The following is a 3,718-nucleotide window of genomic DNA, read 5'->3' as shown; positions in this document are numbered from 1 at the left end:
GCGGCCCTGTTCGCCGGCGACCTGTTCCGCATGTACCAGCGCTACGCCGCCCTGCACGGCTGGCGGGTCGAGATCGATTCGGTCTCCGAGGGCGAGGTCGGCGGCTACAAGGAAATCATCGCCGCCATCTCCGGCGACGGGGTGTTCGGCCGGCTGAAGTTCGAGAGCGGCGTCCACCGGGTGCAGCGGGTGCCGGAGACCGAGGCCGGCGGGCGCATCCACACCTCCGCCGCCACCGTCGCCGTCCTGCCCGAGCCGGAGGACGTGGAGATCGAGATTCGCGACCAGGACATTCGCATCGACACCTATCGCTCGTCCGGGGCCGGCGGCCAGCACGTCAACAAGACCGACTCCGCTGTGCGCATCACCCACCTGCCCAGCGGCATCGTGGTGACCAGTTCCGAGAAGTCGCAGCACCAGAACCGGGCCCGGGCCATGAAGGCCCTGAAGGTCAAGCTCTACGACATGCAGCGCGAGGCCCTGGACAGCGCCCGCTCCGAGGACCGCAAGAGCCAGGTCGGCTCCGGCGACCGGTCGGAGCGCATCCGCACCTATAATTTTCCGCAAGGCCGGGTGACCGATCACCGGATCAACCTGACCCTCTATAATCTGCCCAAGGTCCTCGAGGGCGAGGCGCTGGACGACGTGATCAATCCGCTGATCGCCGAAGACCAGGCCGCCCGCCTGTCGGCCCTGGAAGACGAGTTCAACTAGAAGCGCCGCGCATGCGGCCCCGGAACGCCATGGACGCCCACGTCGCCGCCCTCTTCCGCCATCCCGTCAAGGGCTTCACGCCCGAGCGCCTGACCACAGCCGCCCTGAAGGCCGGAGGGCCGTTCCCCTGCGACCGGCTCTATGCGGTGGAGAACGGTCCGTCCGGCTTCGATCCCGCCGCCCCGGCCTTTGTCCGCAAGCAGAAGTTCACGGTGCTGGCCGCCATGGCCGAGGTGGCCAAGGCCCGCACCGCCTATGACGAGGCCACCGGCCTGCTCACCGCCACGGCGGCCGGCCAGCCCGACTTCGCCGGCGCCCTGACCGACCCGGCCGGGGCCGAGGCGTTCTGCGCCTGGCTGGGCGGCCTTCTGGGCGAGGCGGCGACCGGCCCGCTGAAGCTGGTCCAGGCCCCCGGCCACCGGTTCATGGACCACCCGCTGGGCCATGTCTCGATCGTCAACATGAACAGCATCCGCGACCTGGAGGCCAAGGTCGGCCGCCCGATCGACCCCCTGCGCTTTCGCGGCAATATCTATGTCGAGGGCTGGCCGGCCTGGGTCGAGAACGACTGGACCGACCGTTCGCTGATGGTCGGCTTCGCCCGCGCCAAGGTCTACAAGCCCATCGTCCGCTGCGTCGCCACCCATGTGGACCCGACCACCGCCGAGCGCGACATGGACCTGGTGAAGGCCCTGTTCGACCACTATGGCCACATGCACTGCGGCATCTATGTCCACGTCACCGACGGCGGCGCCGTGACCCTGGGCGACGCCTGCACCACCCCCCAGCCGGAGGCCGCATGAGCCAGACCCTTCTCAAGGCCTGGCAAGGCGCCAAGGCGGCGCTGGAGGCCGCCGGCCTGGTCGGGCCGGTGATCGACGCCCGCCTGCTGGTCGAGGCCGCCGCCGACGCCACCCGCGCCGACATCATCGGCGATCCCTATCGCGCGCTCACCCCCGACCAGGAAGCCCTGCTGGCCGACTACATCGCCCGCCGGGTCCGCCGCGAACCGGTCAGCCATATCCTGGGCCGCAAGGGCTTCTGGAAGATCATGCTGTCGGTGACCAAGGACGTGCTGACCCCGCGCCCGGACACCGAGGTCATCGTCGACACCGTGCTCAAGGCCTTCCCCGAGACCATGGCCTTCAACATGCTCGACCTGGGCGTCGGCTCGGGCGCGATCCTGCTGGCGGTGCTGGCCGAGCGGCCGGCGGCCAAGGGGCTGGGGATCGATGTCTCCGAGGAGGCCCTGGCCGTGGCCCGGGAGAACGCCGCCAATCTGGGCCTGGGCGGCCAGGTGGCCCTGCTGCGCGGCGACTGGACCTCGGGCCTTTCCGACGACAGCTTTGACCTGGTGGTCTCCAACCCGCCCTATATCGCCACCCATGTGATCGAGACCCTGGAGCCGGAGGTGCGCGTGCACGAGCCCCGGCTGGCGCTGGACGGCGGGGCGGACGGCCTGGACGCCTATCGCATCCTGGCCCCGGAGATCCTGCGGGTGCTGAAGCCCGGCGGAACCTTTGCCGTCGAGATCGGTTACGACCAGAAGGCCCCGGTCGAGGCGCTGTTCCGGGATGCTGGCGCAAGCGGCGTCAGGACCCTGCTCGACCTCGCCAACCAGGACCGTGTGGTCACCGGCGCGAAAAACCCCTTGGAAACCCGGCCCTGACTCGCTAAGTCAGGTTCCTGTCTCCACCCAATTCGCTGGTGCTACAGGTTTCGGATCCTTGATTTCTGGGATCGAGAGCCGCTCCAGCAGGCGCACGACTCCTCGTGACGCGCGCTCAGGTCAGGGCGGACGACGGGGAACACTTACGTCTTCAACACGATTTCCCGGGCCATTCGCCCGGGCAAGGCGAAAGGACAGGCCGCGCGCTCAGGCTGTAGCCCAGCGGCGGCAAGATGGTTAGCAAAGAATGAGAGATTTCAAGGGTATGAAGCGTCAGCGCGGCCGCAATCGCGGCGGCAGTGGCGGCAGCAGCGGCGGGGGTAAACCTCAGCAGCAGAACGCGAACCGGGCCTTCGATTCGAACGGTCCGGAGGGCGTCAAGGTCCGCGGCAACGCCCAGCACGTCTTCGAAAAGTACCAACAGCTGGCGCGCGACGCCGGCGGGGCTGGAGACCGGGTTCTGGCCGAGAACTACCTGCAGCACGCGGAGCACTATTTCCGCACGATCCGGGCCATGCAGCCGACCAAGTCGGCCAGCGAGATCCTGGGACGCGACCAGTTCGTGTCCGGGTTCGACCTGGACTTCGAGGACGAGAGCGGGGCCCAGGCCGCGCTCCAGGCCGACGCAGACGCGGAATCCGAAGCCGCCTGGAACGAATCCGAGGGCCGCAACGCCGCCGGTAACGGCGCCAGCAACGGAAATGGCGCCGGCGCGAACAACGGCGCCGGGGATCGCAACAGCTGGCGCGACCGGGACGATCGCGAACGCAACCGCGACGGCCAGGGCCAGCAGGGTCAGGGCCGCTATCGCGACCGTGACGACCGCCCCCGTGACAATCAGGGCCAAGGCCAAGGCCAGGGCGACGATCGCCCGCGCAATGACCGCAACCGCGACGACCGACCGCGGGGGGATGATCGTCCCCGCGAGGACCGCGCCGCCCGCGACGATCGTCCGCGTGATGATCGTCCCCGTGACGAGCGTCCGCGCGATGAACAACGCCCCCGTGATGAACGCCCCCGCGAAGAGCGTCAGCCCCGCGAGGAGCGTCCGCGCAATTTCGAAGGCGGCCGTCGCGACCGTTGGCGCGACCGGGAAGATCGTCCGCGCGAGGACCGTCCCGAACGCGACCCGCTCGCCGTGGTCGAACCCCAGGCCGCTCCGCTGGTGGTGACCGAGGACCGCAGCTCTCCGGTGCTGCGCGATGACGACGGCGGCGAAAGCCACGCTCCGGCCTTCCTGAAGGCCAAGGCGCCCCGGGCCACGCCGGCTCCGGCCGCTGCGGCGCCAGCGGCTCCGGCCCCTGAAGCCGCCGGTGATGACGAGGCCGCCAAGCG

The 3,718-nt window shown here is 69.6% G+C and carries 4 protein-coding genes; all 4 read left to right on the top strand.

All coding sequences use genetic code 11. The features are described 5' to 3' along the window. On the top strand, positions 1-714 hold a 714-nt coding region (locus Q7P21_RS20005), incomplete at its 5' end, for a peptide chain release factor-like protein (protein WP_304180080.1). A gap of 29 nt (positions 715-743) precedes the next feature. Next, the gene (locus tag Q7P21_RS20000) at positions 744-1,517 is read left to right on the top strand and encodes an MOSC domain-containing protein (protein ID WP_304180082.1); all 774 of its coding nucleotides are present in this window, start codon (positions 744-746) and stop codon (positions 1,515-1,517) included. Then, positions 1,514-2,383, top strand: coding sequence for a peptide chain release factor N(5)-glutamine methyltransferase (prmC, locus tag Q7P21_RS19995; RefSeq protein ID WP_304169590.1), 870 nt, complete (start codon positions 1,514-1,516; stop codon positions 2,381-2,383). Before Q7P21_RS20000 ends, prmC begins: the two co-directional genes overlap by 4 nt. A 265-nt stretch (positions 2,384-2,648) precedes the next feature. Then, the coding region (locus Q7P21_RS19990; RefSeq protein WP_369695359.1) for a DUF4167 domain-containing protein at positions 2,649-3,718 on the top strand (1,070 nt) is incomplete at its 3' end.

The organism is Phenylobacterium aquaticum (genome assembly GCF_947378715.1).
GTDB classification, from domain to species: Bacteria; Pseudomonadota; Alphaproteobacteria; order Caulobacterales; family Caulobacteraceae; genus Phenylobacterium; species Phenylobacterium aquaticum_A.
The sequence above is the reverse complement of the archived record's forward strand: the minus strand, read 5'-3'. Positions and strand labels throughout refer to the sequence as shown.